Origin of the sequence: Variovorax sp. UMC13 (assembly GCF_014170375.1) — a bacterium.
GTDB lineage: Bacteria > Pseudomonadota > Gammaproteobacteria > Burkholderiales > Burkholderiaceae_C > Variovorax.
On the sequence record NZ_LZZW01000042.1, the window covers coordinates 82,554 to 97,243 of the forward strand.

General features: G+C 69.2%; 15 protein-coding genes. 5 read left to right on the plus strand and 10 right to left on the minus strand.

All coding sequences use genetic code 11. The annotated features are described in order from the left end of the window. Positions 1-14: 14 nt before the first annotated feature. Positions 15-977, minus strand: a complete 963-nt coding sequence (locus A9977_RS33715) for a tripartite tricarboxylate transporter substrate binding protein (RefSeq protein WP_183029268.1) — start codon at positions 975-977, stop codon at positions 15-17. 38 nt (positions 978-1,015) lie between these two features. Next, a complete protein-coding gene (locus tag A9977_RS33720; RefSeq protein ID WP_183029269.1) occupies positions 1,016-1,792 on the minus strand; it encodes an aldolase/citrate lyase family protein in 777 nt (258 codons plus the stop codon). A gap of 101 nt (positions 1,793-1,893) precedes the next feature. Between A9977_RS33720 and A9977_RS33725 the strand changes: the two genes are divergently transcribed. Then, complete coding sequence (locus A9977_RS33725; RefSeq protein WP_183029270.1) at positions 1,894-2,814, plus strand: LysR family transcriptional regulator; 921 nt, start codon at positions 1,894-1,896, stop codon at positions 2,812-2,814. Positions 2,815-2,943: 129 nt separating this feature from the next. Further along, entirely contained in the window at positions 2,944-4,380 is a 1,437-nt protein-coding gene (locus A9977_RS33730; protein WP_183029271.1) for a HAMP domain-containing sensor histidine kinase, read from the plus strand. A 238-nt stretch (positions 4,381-4,618) separates the two neighbouring features. Here the strand turns inward: A9977_RS33730 and A9977_RS33735 are convergent, their stop codons facing one another. The 7 genes from A9977_RS33735 to A9977_RS33765 all read right to left on the minus strand — a co-directional run bounded on the left by A9977_RS33735 (position 4,619) and on the right by A9977_RS33765 (position 10,900). After that, on the minus strand, positions 4,619-5,221 hold the full coding sequence (locus tag A9977_RS33735) for a LuxR C-terminal-related transcriptional regulator (RefSeq protein WP_183029272.1): 603 nt from the start codon (positions 5,219-5,221) through the stop codon (positions 4,619-4,621). 60 nt (positions 5,222-5,281) lie between these two features. After that, the gene (locus tag A9977_RS33740; RefSeq protein WP_183029273.1) at positions 5,282-6,607 is read right to left on the minus strand and encodes a tryptophan--tRNA ligase; all 1,326 of its coding nucleotides are present in this window, start codon (positions 6,605-6,607) and stop codon (positions 5,282-5,284) included. Positions 6,608-6,626: 19 nt separating this feature from the next. Beyond that, the gene (locus A9977_RS33745; RefSeq protein ID WP_183029274.1) at positions 6,627-7,298 is read right to left on the minus strand and encodes a site-2 protease family protein; all 672 of its coding nucleotides are present in this window, start codon (positions 7,296-7,298) and stop codon (positions 6,627-6,629) included. A 50-nt stretch (positions 7,299-7,348) separates the two neighbouring features. Next, a complete protein-coding gene (locus tag A9977_RS33750; protein WP_183029275.1) occupies positions 7,349-7,984 on the minus strand; it encodes an L-threonylcarbamoyladenylate synthase in 636 nt (211 codons plus the stop codon). Positions 7,985-7,988: 4 nt separating this feature from the next. Continuing rightward, positions 7,989-8,936 (minus strand): DMT family transporter, encoded by a 948-nt coding sequence (locus A9977_RS33755; protein ID WP_405054726.1) that lies wholly within the window; start codon positions 8,934-8,936, stop codon positions 7,989-7,991. Further along, on the minus strand, positions 8,933-9,787 hold the full coding sequence (locus A9977_RS33760) for a 3',5'-nucleoside bisphosphate phosphatase (protein ID WP_183029276.1): 855 nt from the start codon (positions 9,785-9,787) through the stop codon (positions 8,933-8,935). The genes A9977_RS33755 and A9977_RS33760 overlap by 4 nt, the downstream gene beginning before the upstream one ends. A gap of 78 nt (positions 9,788-9,865) precedes the next feature. Beyond that, complete coding sequence (locus A9977_RS33765) at positions 9,866-10,900, minus strand: transporter (RefSeq protein ID WP_183029277.1); 1,035 nt, start codon at positions 10,898-10,900, stop codon at positions 9,866-9,868. Positions 10,901-11,041: 141 nt separating this feature from the next. On the opposite strand from A9977_RS33765, the gene ppk2 reads away from it, so the two are divergent. The 3 genes from ppk2 to urtA all read left to right on the plus strand — a co-directional run bounded on the left by ppk2 (position 11,042) and on the right by urtA (position 14,442). Beyond that, positions 11,042-11,959: a polyphosphate kinase 2 gene (ppk2, locus tag A9977_RS33770; RefSeq protein ID WP_183029278.1), complete on the plus strand. Its 918-nt coding sequence runs from the start codon at positions 11,042-11,044 to the stop codon at positions 11,957-11,959. Positions 11,960-12,011: 52 nt separating this feature from the next. Beyond that, the gene (locus tag A9977_RS33775) at positions 12,012-13,049 is read left to right on the plus strand and encodes a PHB depolymerase family esterase (RefSeq protein WP_183029279.1); all 1,038 of its coding nucleotides are present in this window, start codon (positions 12,012-12,014) and stop codon (positions 13,047-13,049) included. Positions 13,050-13,173: 124 nt separating this feature from the next. Further along, positions 13,174-14,442 (plus strand): urea ABC transporter substrate-binding protein, encoded by a 1,269-nt coding sequence (urtA, locus tag A9977_RS33780; protein ID WP_183029280.1) that lies wholly within the window; start codon positions 13,174-13,176, stop codon positions 14,440-14,442. A 41-nt stretch (positions 14,443-14,483) separates the two neighbouring features. Here the strand turns inward: urtA and A9977_RS33785 are convergent. Continuing rightward, the coding region (locus A9977_RS33785) for a transporter substrate-binding protein (RefSeq protein WP_183029281.1) at positions 14,484-14,690 on the minus strand (207 nt) is incomplete at its 5' end.

A 14,690-nucleotide genomic window follows, 5' to 3' on the forward strand; every position in this document is an offset into this window, starting at 1 on the left:
TTCGAGACGAGGGGTCAGTCGGTGTGGATGTCGCGTTCCTTGATCAGCTGCGCCCACTTCTCGCGCTCGCGGCCGATCAGTTCGCTCAGCGCTTCGGGCGTACTGCTCTCGGCGGTGGCGCCGCGGTCGCTGATCAGGCGCTGCACCGGCTCGGCCTTCATCGCGCGCTGGATCTGTGCATGCAGCTGGGCGGTGGTGGCCGCGGGCAGGCCCTTGGGGCCGATGTAGGCGAACCAGACCCGGTCCTGGAAGCCCGGCACGGTGTTGGCGATCGGCGGCACGTCGGGCAGCTTGGGCGATGCGGTGGCGGTGGTGATCGCGAGCGCGCGCAGCTTGCCGGCCTGGATGTGCGGCAGCGCGTTGGAGATGTTCTCGAAAGCCATGTCGACCTGGCCGCCCAGCAGGCCCTGCAGCACCAGGCCGCCGCCCTTGTAGGGCACGTGGATCAGCTGGGTGTTCGTGGCGCTCTGCAGCAGCTCGCCGTTGAGGTGGCCGCTGGAGCCGTTGCCCATCGAGGCGTACGAGACCTTGCCCGGGTTGGCCTTGATGTGGGCGAGCAGCTCGGCCATGGTGCGCGTGGGCACCGCGGGGTTCACCACCAGCACGTTGGGCAGCGACATCGCCAGCGTCAGCGGCGTGAGGTCCTTGACCGTATCGACCTTCATGTCCTTGTAGATCGAGGGATTGATGGTCAGCGCGCTCGAGGTGACCAGGCCGATGGTGTTGCCGTCCGGCCTGGCGCGGGAGATGGCCTGCAGGCCGATCACGCCGTTGGCGCCGGGCCGGTTCTCGACCACCACGGGCCGCCCCTGTTCCTGGGTCATGGCCTGGGCGGCCAGCCGCGCCACCGCGTCGCCCATGGCGCCCGGCGGGTACGGAATGACGATGGTGAGGGCGGTCTGGTCGGGGGCCGCCGCGGCCAACGTCACGGTGCAGGCCAGCCAGGTGCCGAGCAGTCGGCGGGTCAGTTTCTTCATTGGATTTGTCTCCTGTCTTTGGTGGAAATGGGAAGGGCTTAGGGCTGGTGCGGTTTCAGGCCGAAGTCGTTGGCCAGGCGGCGTGCGCCGCTCGCGAGCAGCGTGGTGTCGCCGCCCACGGCCACGAAGCTGGCGCCGAGCTCGAAGTAGTGGCGTGCCAGCACCGGATCGCCCGTGACGGTGCCCACCGGCTTGCCCAGCGCGATGGCGCGCTTCATGGCCGCGTCCACCGCGGCCTGCACCTCGGGATGCGTGGGCTGGCCCGGGAAGCCGAGGTCGGCCGCCAGGTCGGCCGGGCCCAGGAAGATGCCGTCCACACCGTCGACCGCGCAGATCTCGTCGAGCGCCGCGAGCGCGGCGCCGGTCTCGATCTGCACCAGCAGGCAGACCTGGGCGTTGGCGGTGTGGATGTAGGGCGCGTCCAGCCCCCAGCCGGTGGCGCGCACCAGCCCGCCGCCGACACCGCGCCGGCCATGGGGCGGGTAGCGCATGGCCGACACCAGGTCCTCGGCCTGGGCCGCGCTGTTGACCATCGGGATCAGCAGCGTCTGGGCGCCGATGTCCAGGTACTGCTTGATCAAGGTGGCGTCGCCCTGCGGCAGGCGCACGACCGGATGGGCCGGGTAGGCGGCGAGCGCCTGCAGCTGGCGCAGCGTGCCGGGCAGGTCGCCGGGGCCGTGCTCGCCGTCGATCAGCACCCACTGGAAACCGGCCGAGGCGCAGATCTCGGCGGTGTAGTGGTGGGCCAGGGACAGCCACAGGCCGATCCGGGGCTCGAACTTGGCGATGGCTTGCTTGAAGGTGTTGTGGGGCATGGAGAAGAGGGGGGCTGCTGAAAAGGTCCCGCATTCTTCAATGTCGATTGATTCAAGAGAAGTACAATTTTTGTATTGATTGATTCAAGGGTTGGATGGATGTGTTCGAGATTCACCAACTGCGCTGCTTCGTCGCGATCGCCGAGGAGCTGCACTTCGGCCACGCCGCCGAACGCCTGCACATGACGCAGCCGCCGCTGAGTCGGCAGCTGCGCCTGCTCGAGGAGGCGCTGGACGTGCGCCTGGTCGACCGCAACAGCCGCACCGTGCGGCTCACCGTGGCGGGCGCGGCCTTCCTCGAGCACGCGCGCGGCGTGCTGCGGCTGGCCGCCGATGGCCGGCGGGTGGCGCGGCTGGCGGCCCAGGGCGAGGTCGGCCATGTGTCGCTGGGCTTCACCGTGGCCGCGGCCTTCGAGCTGCTGCCGGCGCTGCTGCGCGACTTCCGTTCGGTCAACCCGGGCGTGTCGCTGCAGCTCAAGGAGATGGTCAGCAGCGCGCAGCTGGCGCAGCTGGAACAGGGCCTGCTCGACGCCTGCCTGGCGCGGCCGATCCCCGCGGCCCAGGGCTATGCGCAGCTCACAATGGCGCGCGACACGCTGGTCGCGGCGCTGCCCGCGGCCCATCCGCTGGCGCGGCGCGAGACGCTGGACATCGCGGCCTTCGACCGCGAGCCCTTCATCGACCACGATCCGGACGATGCGCGCTACTACCACGACCTCGTCTGGCGCAGCTTCTCGACCCACGGCGTGGCGCCCGAGGTCACGCAGTCGGTGTCGCAGCCGCACACCATGATCTCGATGGTGCGCGCGGGCCTGGGGCTGGCGCTGGTGGCGGGCTGGGTCCAGCACCACACGGTGAGCCGCGACGTGGTGTTCCGGCCCCTGGTCTGGGCCGATCCGCCGCCGCCGCTGGAGCTGCGGCTGGTCTGGCGGGCCGATCGCATGACCCCGGCGCTGGGGCATTTCATCGCCATCGCACGCCAGCTGGCGGGGCTGCCGGCCGGCTCCGGCGACGGTCCTTGAGCCGCGCGGCGAGCACCCGGAGATCATGCGGCCTTCGAAGCGCCGCGCTGCCCCTAGAATCTCGCCACGCCAGGCCCTCCGCAAGGGGCATTTCTCAAGGGCCAGTCAGACAGACAGAGGGTGTGAGCCATGAAGGGTAATTCGTCGTTCGTGGGTCTCGGCAACTCGTCCTTCGCGAGTCTGACGCCGGCCCCCGCGACAGTGGACGAAGCCGAGCCGTGGGTGCGCGGCGAGCTCATCCGCAGCCTGATGCGCGCGGCCCGCGGGTCCTACCTGCTGGCGGCCGCGCTCATGCCGGCCATGATCGGCCTGAGCTGGGGCCACGTGCCGCAGTGGCAGCTCTTCGTCTGGCTCGCGATCGGCATCGCCGCCACCGGCTGCCGCGTCTGGGGCGAGCGCCGCTACATGCGCGACTACGCCGACAAGGACTCGGTCTCGCAGCAGGAATTCGTCGACCGCTACCGCTGGCTGTGGGGCACCAGCGCCTTCGCCTGGGGCCTGTCGATCCTGATCTTCTTCGAGCGCACGCCGATCGTGAACCAGTTCATGAGCTGGCTCATCGTGGCCGGCGTCGCCACCTTCCCGCTCAACGGGCTGGCGCTCTACCCGCCGCTGCTGCGCCGCTACGTCAACGTGCTGTTCATCACGATGATGAGCGCGGTGGCCTTCCGGGTGGTCGAGATGAACTTCCAGCGGCCGCACTTCCACTACGGTTTCCTGCTGCTGCCGGTGCTGCACTGGTGGCTGCTGCTGCGGGCCGGGCGCCGCATCCACGAGACCGCGCGCAACAGCTTCGAGCTGCTGTTCCACAACCACATCCTGATCAATTCGCTGACCCAGCAGCGCCAGGCCGCGGTCTCGGCCGTGGCCATGAAGAACCGCTTCCTGGCCAGCGCCGCGCACGACATGCGCCAGCCGGTGCTGGCGCTCTCGCTGTATGCCGACTGGCTGCGCAACGAGCCGGAACTGGTGCAGGAGATCGCGCCGAAGATCGTGCGTGCCACCCATGCGGTGAACGCGCTCTTCGACTCGCTGTTCGACCTGGCGCGCATCGACTCGGGCCAGGTGCGGCTGCACATCGAGCGGGTGGACGTGGGCCAGTTGCTGCACGACCTGGAGCTGCAGTACCGGCCCGTGGCCGAGGCCAAGGGCCTGCGTTTCCGGGTCCATGTGAGCCGCGGCACGGTGCTGACCGACCCGATCCGGGTGCGCCGCATGATCGGCAACCTGCTGGCCAACGCCATCAAGTACACCAGCGAAGGCGGCATCCTGCTGGCGTCGCGCCAGACCCCCGACGGCCTGCGGGTCGAGGTGTGGGACACCGGCATCGGCATCGCGCGCGAGCACCTGCGCGACGTCTTCCTGGAGTTCTACAAGGTGGCCGACCATGCCGGCACCTCCGACGGCTTCGGCCTCGGCCTGGCCATCGTGGCCCGCCTGTCCCACGCGCTGGGCCACCCCGTGAGCGTCCGCTCCCGCCTCGGCCGCGGCAGCGTGTTCCGCGTGGCGCTGAACGACGCCGACGAATCCCAGGCCCAGACCCGGATCTCCGGCGCCGTCGGCTAAGAAGGCCGAATAGAAACAAAAATGCCCTCGACAGAGGGCATTTTCAATTCCAGGGACACCGCAGAACCGGCTTCGCCGGGCTGCCGGTGTCGCCCCCGGAGGGGGAGGGCGAAGCGACACGCAGTGCGCGCCGCCTTCGGGGGAGAGCCAAGTGCAGCGGCTCCGCCGGGCCGCCGGTGTCGCCCCCGGAGGGGGGAGGGCGAAGCGACACGAAGTGCGCCCCGCCTTCGGGGGGGAATCAAGAAGTCGACAGCAAGCCGTGGTTGCGCGCATGGTGCAGCGCCTGGGTCCGGCTCTTCACGCCCAGCCGGCGGAACAGGCGCCACAGGTGCACCTTCACCGTGTGCTCGCTGATCTCCAGTTCGGCCGCGATGTCGCGGTTGCTCATGCCCTTGTCGAGCATCGCGATCAGCTGGGTCTGGCGCTTGGACAGCTTGCTGCTGGTGGACGCCGCCAGCGATTCCTCGGCCTCGGCGTCGGCCATCAGCAGGCCGCGCAGCACCGCGGCCAGTTCGGCCGAGCTGGCGGACTTCTCGATGTAGGTGTCGGCACCGGCTTCGATGCAGGCCTCTTCCATGTCGGCGGCCGGCGAAGCCGAATACACGGCGATCGGCACGTCGGGGTAGATCTGCTTGACCGCGATCACGCCCGAGCAGCCGGTGGTGTCGGGCAGTTTCAGGTCCAGGCAGAACAGGTCGGGCATGCCGTGCTGCTTGACCGCGTTGGTCAGCTTGTCGAGCCGTTCCAGCTCGACGATGTTCTCGGCGGGCCGAAGGCGGCGCAGCACCATCACGATGGCGTCGCGCATCAGGGGATGATCGTCGATGACGTAAATGCTCATGGTTTGCTTTCTTTGTGCACGCGCGGCCTGGGGTGGCGGTCTCTCGCGTTGATTCTTGGTTTAACCACCGCTGGCCAACCGGGCCAGCACCTCCAATGCGTCCGTCGCCGCACGCAAGCCCGCATTGTCAACCGGTTCCAGCTGTTCGGCGAGTGCGGCCAGCGCGGCGCCGCGATCGGCCTGCAATGTGCCGATGGCCCGGCCGGCTTCCTGGGGGGAGGCGAAGGCGCGGCTCTGCAGCAGCAGCGTGCCGTCGGCGTCGAGCAGCTTGAAGTAGAAGCGGCCGTCGCTCTCGCGGTATTGCTTGAAGGCGGGTTTGGCGGTCTTGGCGGCCTTCGGGGCGGCGGCCGCGGCCGGCGTCTCGAGCTTGCGCAGGCCCACCGCGTGGCGCAGCCGGCCGATGAAGGGGCGCGACAGCGCACGCGCCTTCTCGGCGCCGGCCAGCAGGATGCGCTCGATCTGGGCCGGGTCGTTGATCAGTTCCTCGTAGCGCGCGCGCAGCGGCGCGATCTCGCGGTCGATGCGCTCGAACACGGTCTGCTTGGCCTCGCTCCAGGCGATGCCGTCGGCGAAGGCGCGGCGCAGGGCCTCGGTTTCCTCGGCGTCGGCGAAGGCCTGGTAGATCTGGAACAGCGCCGAGCCCTCGGTGTCCTTGGGTTCGCCCGGCGCGCGCGAGTCGGTCACGATGCTGCCGATGAGCTTCTGCAGCTGGGCGCGCGGCGTGAACAGCGGGATCGTGTTGTCGTAGCTCTTGCTCATCTTGCGGCCGTCGAGGCCGGGCAGGGTGGCCACCGCCTCGTCGATGTCGGCTTCGGGCAGCGTGAAGTGCTCGCCGTAGAGGTGGTTGAAGCGCTGCGCCATGTCGCGCGCCATCTCGATGTGCTGGACCTGGTCGCGGCCCACCGGCACCTTGTGGGCGTTGAACATCAGGATGTCCGCGCCCATCAGCACCGGGTACATGAACAGGCCGGCGCTCACGTCGGCGTCCGGGTCCTCGCCCTTGGCGGTGTTCTTGTCGACCGAGGCCTTGTAGGCATGGGCGCGGTTGAGCAGGCCCTTGCCGGTGACACAGGTCAGGAACCAGCTGAGTTCGGGGATCTCGGGGATGTCCGACTGGCGGTAGAAGGTCACGCGCTCGGGGTCCAGGCCGCAGGCCAGCCAGGTGGCGGCGATCTCCAGCGTCGAGCGCTGGATGCGGGCCGGGTCGTCGACCTTGATCAGCGAGTGGTAGTCGGCCAGGAAGTAGAAGCTCTGCACCTCGGCCCGGCGGCTGAAGCGCACCGAGTGGCGCACCGAGCCCACGTAGTTGCCCAGGTGCGGCGTGCCGCTGGTCGTGATGCCGGTGAGGACGCGGAGGGTGGCGGGAGAAGGAGAAGAGGTGGTCATGACGGGGAACGAATCGGGCTTAGCGCAACAGCGCGGTGAGCGGCGAGATCAGCAGGCCGATGGCCTGCGAGCCGAAGGCCATGAGCGGCTGCAGCCACCAGGTGCTGACGATACCCGCCAGCACCAGCGCCATCACGATGAAGAAGCCGTAGGGCTCGATGCGGATCAGCAGGGTCTGGGCGCCGCCGCGCGGCAGCAGGCCGGCCAGCACGCGGCCGCCGTCGAGCGGCGGCAGCGGGAACAGGTTGAAGGCCCACATCACCAGGTTGACCAGCACGCCGCCCTGCGCCATCTTGAGGAAGAAGGTTTCATTGATGCCGGCGGCCAGCAGCCCGACCAGCAGCAGCGCCCAGCCGATCGCCATCACGAAGTTGGAGGCCGGCCCGGCCAGCGCGACCCAGATCATGTCGCGCTTGGGGTTGCGCAGCCGGCCGAACTGGACCGGCACCGGCTTGGCGTAGCCGAACAGGAAGGCGCCCGAGGTCGCGAAATACAGCATCAGCGGCATCAGGATGGTGCCGACCGGGTCGATGTGCTTGAGCGGGTTGAGCGTCACGCGGCCGAGCACATAGGCCGTGTTGTCGCCGAAATGCCGGGCCGCATAGCCGTGGGCCGCTTCGTGCACGGTGATCGCGAAGACCACCGGCAAGGCGTAGATCAGGACGGTTTGAACGAGGTTGGAGATATCCACCGGGCGATTGTCTCAGACGCTCCCGACGCGCTGGCCGGCCCGGCCGGGCCTCACAGGCCCAGCACCGCCACCGGGCCCCGGCCCTGGCGCACCACCACCGGATCGTCGCCGGTGCCCATGGGCGTGAGGTCGACCACGGTGGTCGGCTCGGAGGCGCAGGCGCCGGCGTCGATCACCGCGCCGATCTGCTTCTCGAAGCGCTCGCGGATCTGCTGGGCGTCGTTCAGGGGCTCGGTCTCGCCCGGCGGGATCAGCGTGGTCGCGAGCAGCGGCGCGCCGTGCAGCGCGAGCAGCTCGCCCAGCACCTTGTGGTCGGGCACGCGCAGGCCGATGGTCTTGCGCTGCGGATGGCTCACCCGGCGCGGCACTTCCTTGGTCGCCTCGAGCAGGAAGGTGTAGGGCCCGGGCGTCGCGGCCTTGAGCAGCCGGTACTGCTTGTTGTCGACCTTGGCGTAGTTGGCCAGTTCGCTCAGGTCGCGGCACAGCAGCGTCAGGTGGTGCTTGTCGTCGACCTGGCGGATGCGGCGCAGCCGGTCGACCGCGTCCTTGTCGTCGAGGTGGCAGGCCAGCGCGTAGCTGGAGTCGGTCGGCACCGCGATCACCTCGCCGCGCTCGAGCAGCGCCACGGCCTGCTTGAGCAGGCGTTGCTGCGGGTTCTCGGGATGGACTTCGAAGAATTGCGCCATGGGGTCAGCCTTCCACTGGTTCGATCGGGACACGGCGCTCGCGCACCGTCAGCCAGGCGCCGGCCGCGCCGCAGATGGCGATCATGCCCATGCCGACCAGCGACACCACGTCGGGCACCTGGGAGAACATGAGCCAGCCACCGAGCATCGCGAAGGCGATCTGGGCATAGAGATAGGGGGTGAGCGTGGAGGCCGGGGCGCGCTGGTAGGCCAGGATCAGCATGAAATGCCCGACCGTGCCGGTCAGCCCCATCAGGCCCAGCAGCGCCCACCAGTGCCACGAGGGCAGGGCCTGCCAGACGAAGGGCAGCGCCACCGACGCCAGCAGCGTGCCGACCCAGCCGGTGTAGAAGTGCATGGTCAGCGGGTTCTCGGTCTGCGCCAGCTTGCTGGTCAGCACCTGGAAGCAGGCGTTGCTCGCCACCAGCCCCAGCGGCAGCAGCACCGCCCAGTTGAAGGCGCCGCCGCCCGGACGCAGGATCACCAGCGTGCCCAGGAAGCCGCCCGCCACCAGCGTCCAGCGCAGCACCGACACCTGCTCCTTGAGCACCGTGGCCGCCAGCAGCGTGACCGCCAGCGGCGCGATCAGCACGATCGAGGTGAACTCGGCCAGCGGCATGTAGCGCAGGCTGAAGAAGGCGAAGATGCTGGTCGTGAGCAGCAGCGCGCCGCGCAGCGCGTGGTACTTCGGGTGGCGGGTGCGCAGCAGCGCGGTGCCGTGGCGCGGCAGCAGCACCAGCGTGGTGGCCACCGCCTGGAAGGCGTAGCGGAACCAGACGCCCATCAGGATCGGCACCGCGGTGATCGAGATCTTGGTGGCGGTGTCGAGCGTGGCGAAGCAGGCCACCGCGACCATCACCAGGCCGATGCCCGCGAGGATGCGCTCCGAAGCCAGGTCGCGGGTGGGGCGCGAGGGGGTGTGCGCCGCGGCGTCTTCCTGCGCAGCGCTCACTGAATGCGGTCTTCGAGTAGTTCCCAGACCGGGGTCAGCGTGCCGGGCAGCCAGGGCAGCTTGCCCAGGTCCATGTGGCTCTCGTCGGGGCTGTGGAAGTCGCTGCCGCGCGAGGCGGCGAAGCCGTATTCGATCGCCTTCTCGGCGTACTCGACGTATTCGGCCGGCGCATGGCTGCCGGTCACGACCTCGATCGCGCGGCCGCCGTGGGCCTGGAACTCGGTGAAGAGCGCATGCTCCTCGTTGGCCGTGAAGTTGTAACGGCCCGGGTGCGCGACCACCGCGATGCCGCCGGCCTCGGTGATCCAGTGCACCGCGTCCTTGAGCGTGGCCCAGCGGTGCGGCACGTAGCCGGGCTTGCCTTCGGTCAGGTACTTGCGGAACACCTCGGGCGTGTCCTTGCAGACGCCGCTCTCGACCAGGAAGCGCGCGAAATGCGTGCGCGAGATCAGTTCGGGGTTGCCCACGAAGCGCAGCGCGCCCTCGTAGGCGCCCAGGATGCCGACCTTGGCCAGCCCCTCGGACATCTCCTGCGCCCGGACGCCGCGGCCGCCGCGCGTGGCCAGCAGCCCGGCGCGCAGGCCGGCGTCGTCGGGGTCGAAGCCCAGGCCGACGATGTGCACGGTCTCGCCGGCGAAGGTCACGGAGATCTCGGCGCCGGTCAGGTATTTCATGCCGTGGGCCCGGGCCGCGGCGATGGCGCGGTGCTGGCCGCCGATCTCGTCGTGGTCGGTCAGGGCCCAGAGCTCGACGCCGTTGGCGGCCGCCCGTTCGGCCAGCGCTTCGGGCGTGAGCGTGCCGTCGGACACCACGGAGTGGCAGTGCAGGTCGGCGTTGAGGATGGAAGGCACGCCCCGATTTTAGGCCTTCGCCTCAAAGGCCGCCGGGCACGCCCGCGACAACCCTGCGCGGCGCTCCGGCCGCGCGCCTCAGCCGTCCTTGCGGCGCAGCGCCAGCCAGGCCGCCACGACGGTGAAGACCAGCACGATGGTCACCACGATCCAGAAGCCGTGCGGATGGTCGGCCAGCGGGATGCCGCCCACGTTCATGCCGAACAGGCCGGCCAGGATGTTGATCGGCAGCGCCAGCACGGTCACCACCGTCAGCACGAACAGGCTGCGGCCGTTGTCCTCGTTGACGCTGGCCGCGATCTCCTCCTGCAGCAGCTTGATGCGTTCCTGCAGCCCCTGCATGTCGCGCAGCACCACCGAGAACTCCTCGGTCGCGCCGCGCAGTTCCTGCACGTCGTCCTCGGCCATCCAGGCCGGCGGGTGCTGCAGCAGCCGGAACAGCGAGGCCGGCTCGGGCGCCAGCAGCCGCTGCAGCCGCACCAGCAGCCGGCGCAGCACGCCCAGGCGGGCGCGCTTGTGGTCGAGGCGGCCGCTGAGCAGCTCGTCCTCGACACCGTCGATGCGGGTGGTCACGCCGCGAACGATGTCGACCAGTCCGTCGGCCTGGGTGCGCATCAGCTGTTCCAGCAGGGCCACGCTGGAGCGCGGCGACTGGCCGTTGCGCACCGCGGTGCGCAGTGCGTCCACCGTGCGCAGCGGCTGGGTGCGGGCCGTGACCACCAGCTGCGGCCCGACGCTGGCCCAGAGCGTGGCGATGTCCGAGGGCTCGAAGCCGAAGTCGAAGTGCACGTCGTTCACCACCGCGATCAGGGCGTCCTCGTCGCGCTCGATGCGGGTCGAATGGGTGCCGTCCTTGAGCGTTTCGTAGAAGGTGTCGCTCAGGCCGGCGTGGCGCAGCATCCAGCGCTCGGCCTGGGTGTGGTTGAGGTTGAAGTGCAGCCAGAGGAAGGCCGCCGGCGTTTTTTCGCCGGCCAGCCACTGCGCGGCCTCGGCCGCGTCGACCGCGCGCGCCGCGCCGCCGCCGTCCGGGCCGTCGAACAGGTAGGCGCAGATCAGGCCGGCATCGTCGGGGCCGGTTTGCAGGGCGGCCGGGCCGGTGCCGGGCGTTGTCATGGTCAAGAGCGCATGTCGGACAAGGAGGAGAGGCCGATGCTTGCGCGCCAATGTGACAGCCGCATGTCAGTGTCGGGAAAGTGTCATGTCGCCGTCACAACGGCTCGTCAGCATCCCTTCACCTCCTTCAGAGCCCACGCCATGTCCCTGCCCAATGCACACCCCGACCACGAAGACCTGATGCGCCGCATCGCCCGCGACCTGGTCGACAGCTACGACGAGGAGCTGGAGCTCGAGATCGAGGACCGCAACGTCGACGAGGACGGCGCGCCCGTCGGCATCGACAAGGCGGCCCGCGCGGCCTATTTCCGCGAGCTGTTCCGCCTCCAGGGCGAGCTGGTCAAGCTGCAGGACTGGGTGCAGCACAGCAAGCAGAAGGTGGTGATCCTGTTCGAGGGCCGCGACGCGGCCGGCAAGGGCGGCGTGATCAAGCGCATCACCCAGCGGCTGAACCCGCGCGTGGCCCGGGTCGCCGCGCTGCCCGCGCCCAACGACCGCGAACGCACCCAGTGGTATTTCCAGCGCTACGTGGCCCACCTGCCGGCCGCCGGCGAGATGGTGTTGTTCGACCGCAGCTGGTACAACCGCGCCGGCGTCGAGCATGTGATGGGCTTCTGCACCGACGACGAGTACGAGGAGTTCTTCCGCACCGTGCCCGACTTCGAGCGCATGCTGGTCCGCTCGGGCATCACGCTGATCAAGTACTGGTTCTCGATCACCGACGACGAGCAGCACCTGCGCTTCCTGGGCCGCATCCACGACCCGCTCAAGCAGTGGAAGCTGAGCCCGATGGACCTGGAAAGCCGCCGCCGCTGGGAGGAATACACCAAGGCCAAGGAGACGATGCTGGAGCGCACCCACATCCCCGAGGCACCTTGGTGGGTGGTGCAGGCGGTCGACAAGAAGAAGGCGCGGCTGAACTGCATCGCCCACCTGCTCGACCAGCTGCCCTACCGCGAGGTGCTGCATGCACCGGTCGATCTGCCGGCCCGGGTGCGCAACCCGGACTACCTGCGCCAGCCGGTGCCGGCGGCGATGTACGTGCCCGAGCGTTACTGAGGCGCAACAGGGTAGACGATCGGGCACCGGCGGAAGCTGCTACCGTGCGCCCATGGCCAGACGTTCCACCTCCTCGGCGCTGACGCGTGCCTACACCCGCAACCTGAAGGCGCTCACGAAGGCCACGCTGGGCACGGGCAAGAAGATGGCGGCCCGGATGCAGCACGCCGCCGAGCAGCAGAACAAGCCGCCGCCCGGCCCCGGCGACTGGCTCGCGGGCCTCGCGGTCGGCCCGGCCGGTGCGCGGCGCTACCACCTCTACCGGCCGCCCGGCCTGCAGCTCGCGCCCGGCGAGAAGATCCCGCTGCTGGTGATGCTGCACGGCTGCGGCCAGACCGGCCGTGATTTCGCCGCCAGCACCCGCATGAACCGGCTCGCCACGCGCGAGCGCTTCCTGGTGCTCTATCCCGAGCAGGACCGCCTGGCGAACCCGCAGGGCTGCTGGAACTGGTACGACACCCGCTCGGGCAAGGCCCGCGCCGAGGCCGTGACCCTGATGGCCGCGGTCGACCAGGTCTGCCTGTTCCATCCGGTGGACCGCGAGCGCATCGCCATCGCGGGCCTGTCGGCCGGTGCCAGCATGGCGGTGCTGATGGCCACGCATTTCCCGGCGCGCTTCAGGGCCGTCGCCATGCATTCGGGCGTGGCGCCGGGCGCGGCGCAGTCCTCGGCCACGGCGCTGGGCGCGATGCGCGGGCGGCGCACGCCGGTGGTGTCGGTCACGGCCGTGGGCAAGGCGATCGGCGCGGCCGCGGTGGGCGCCAGCCTGCCGCCACTGCTGGTGCTGCACGGTGATGCCGACACGGTGGTGAGCGCGGGCAACGCGGGCGCCACCGCCGCGGTCTGGGCCACCGCGACCGGCGCGACCGTCGGCGTCGAACGCACGCTGCAGCGCGGCCAGCGCCGGCCCATGCGCATCACCGACTACGCGCGCGACGGCCGCACGCCGGTGCGGCTGTGCGAGATCGCCGGGCTGGGCCACGCCTGGAGCGGCGGCCTGGCGAGCCAGGCCTTCAGCGACGCGAGCGGGCCCGATGCCTCGCGCCTGGTCTGGGCCTTCGCCGAACAGCAGTTCGCCCAGCGGCCCTGAGCCGCCTGTACGCCACCCGGCGTATTTCTGACTTCCCCGGTCCCGAAGAGACTTCGTTCCAGTGCCGCACGTCATCCCGATGGCGGCAAGGGTTCCAAGTCCAACTCCGAGGAGAAGTCCCACCATGCAACGCCGTTTCACCCTCCAGGCGCTCACCGCCGCCGTCGCGCTGGCCAGCCTCTCCGCTGTGCCCGCATTCGCCGCCGACACCATCAAGGTCGGCGTGCTGCACTCGCTGTCGGGCACGATGGCGATCTCCGAGACCGTGTTGAAGGACACGGTGCTGATGGCCATCGAGGACATCAACAAGAAGGGCGGCGTGATGGGCAAGCAGCTCGAGCCCGTGATCGTCGACCCGGCCTCCAATTGGCCCCTGTTCGCCGAGAAGACCAAGCAGCTGCTGGGCCAGGACAAGGTCTCGGTGATCTTCGGCTGCTGGACCTCGGTGTCGCGCAAGTCGGTGCTGCCGGTGGTCGAGGAAATGAACGGCCTGCTGTTCTACCCCGTGCAGTACGAGGGTGAGGAGCTGTCGAAGAACGTGTTCTACACCGGCGCCGCGCCCAACCAGCAGGCCATTCCGGCGGTCGACTACCTGATGAGCAAGGAAGGCGGCGGCGCCAAGCGCTGGGTGCTGCTGGGCACCGACTACGTCTACCCGCGCACCACCAACAAGATCCTGCGCGCCTACCTCAAGAGCAAGGGCGTGAAGGACACCGACATCGACGAGAAGTACACCCCCTTCGGCCACAGCGACTACCAGACCATCGTCGCCGACATCAAGAAGTTCTCGGCCGGCGGCAAGACGGCCGTGGTGTCGACCATCAACGGCGACTCCAACGTGCCCTTCTACAAGGAACTGGGCAACGCCGGCCTCAAGGCCAAGGACGTGCCGGTGGTCGCCTTCTCGGTCGGCGAGGAAGAGCTGCGCGGCGTCGACACCAAGCCGCTGGTGGGCCACTTGGCCGCCTGGAACTACTTCATGTCGATCAAGAACCCGACCAACACCGCCTTCATCAAGCAGTGGAGCGACTACGCCAAGGCCAAGAAGATCCCGGGCCACATGGACAAGCCGCTGACCAACGACCCGATGGAAGCCACCTGGATCGGCATCCACATGTGGAAGCAGGCGGTGGAGAAGGCCAAGTCCACCGACACCGACAAGGTGATCGCCGCCATGGCCGGCCAGACCTTCAACGCACCCTCGGGCATCGTCTCGAAGATGGACGAGAAGAACCACCACCTGCACAAGAGCGTGTTCATCGGCGAGATCAAGGCCGACGGCCAGTTCAACGTGGTGTGGAAGACGCCGGGCCCGGTCAAGGCCAAGCCCTGGAGCCCGTACATCGAAGGCAACGACAAGAAGCCGGATCAGCCTGCGGGCAAGTCGATGTAAGTGTGTTTCTCCCTCCCCCGCCGGGGGAGGGAGAAACACACTTACATCGACTTGCCCGCAGGCTGATCCGGCTTCTTGTCGTTGCCTTCGATGTACGGGCTCCAGGGCTTGGCCTTGACCGGGCCCGGCGTCTTCCACACCACGTTGAACTGGCCGTCGGCCTTGATCTCGCCGATGAACACGCTCTTGTGCAGGTGGTGGTTCTTCTCGTCCATCTTCGAGACGATGCCCGAGGGTGCGTTGAAGGT

Bases quoted from the DNA above. Each gene is read 5' to 3' on its own strand.
- A9977_RS33715 (WP_183029268.1), bottom strand. From the start codon at position 977: ATGAAGAAACTGACCCGCCGACTGCTCGGCACCTGGCTGGCCTGCACC.
- urtA (WP_183029280.1), top strand. From the start codon at position 13,174: ATGCAACGCCGTTTCACCCTCCAGGCGCTCACCGCCGCCGTCGCGCTG.
- A9977_RS33720 (WP_183029269.1), bottom strand. From the start codon at position 1,792: ATGCCCCACAACACCTTCAAGCAAGCCATCGCCAAGTTCGAGCCCCGG.
- A9977_RS33750 (WP_183029275.1), bottom strand. From the start codon at position 7,984: ATGGCGCAATTCTTCGAAGTCCATCCCGAGAACCCGCAGCAACGCCTG.
- ppk2 (WP_183029278.1), top strand. From the start codon at position 11,042: ATGTCCCTGCCCAATGCACACCCCGACCACGAAGACCTGATGCGCCGC.
- A9977_RS33730 (WP_183029271.1), top strand. From the start codon at position 2,944: ATGAAGGGTAATTCGTCGTTCGTGGGTCTCGGCAACTCGTCCTTCGCG.
- A9977_RS33765 (WP_183029277.1), bottom strand. From the start codon at position 10,900: ATGACAACGCCCGGCACCGGCCCGGCCGCCCTGCAAACCGGCCCCGAC.
- A9977_RS33735 (WP_183029272.1), bottom strand. From the start codon at position 5,221: ATGAGCATTTACGTCATCGACGATCATCCCCTGATGCGCGACGCCATC.
- A9977_RS33740 (WP_183029273.1), bottom strand. From the start codon at position 6,607: ATGACCACCTCTTCTCCTTCTCCCGCCACCCTCCGCGTCCTCACCGGC.
- A9977_RS33775 (WP_183029279.1), top strand. From the start codon at position 12,012: ATGGCCAGACGTTCCACCTCCTCGGCGCTGACGCGTGCCTACACCCGC.